This window comes from Roseobacter sp. TSBP12 (assembly GCF_009129705.1).
GTDB classification, from domain to species: Bacteria; Pseudomonadota; Alphaproteobacteria; order Rhodobacterales; family Rhodobacteraceae; genus Celeribacter; species Celeribacter baekdonensis_A.
On the sequence record NZ_PYIB01000034.1, the window covers coordinates 1 to 522 of the forward strand.

Annotated in this window: 1 pseudogene; it reads right to left on the reverse strand. The window is 57.5% G+C overall.

Annotated elements, in window-relative coordinates:
* Window positions 1-522, reverse strand: a pseudogene (locus C8029_RS10640) (M3 family oligoendopeptidase); the annotation flags it as partial.

The following is a 522-nucleotide window of genomic DNA, read 5'->3' on the forward strand; positions in this document are numbered from 1 at the left end:
CCAACCGCGTTTGAGTTCATAATAGCGGTGCGACAGTTTCGATAGCGGCGACCACGGCGTCACGCAGCGCTTGCACGACCTCGGGTTCGACATCGTTGGACAGGTGCCGTCCGGTTTGCGGCGTCGGCATCCTGCGCCAGCGATCCTCGACCTCGCCCATTTTGGCCAAGGTATTGTGAACACGAGATAAAATCTTGATGTTCTGGCCCAAGACACGGGCCATTTTCGCGGGGCTGCCGCCTCACGTTTTGTCGCGGTTTTGATCCATCATCTAGGGGTTGATGTGGCCTCAAGCCCAAGCTCCTTGCCCTCCACGGTAAATTTCAGATCGGCGATGGTTTCGTCAAACAGTTTGTTCCACGCGGAGGCACCGACAATCGACATATCGTGCTCATAGCGCTCCAACTCATCGGAAAGCTGGTGCGGGCGCATTTTGCGCATCCGCTCAAAGGATCGGGCGATACGCGCGGACCATGGCCCTCGATGGGTCAGCATCGTCCTCAATCGTCTCAATCCGGGATG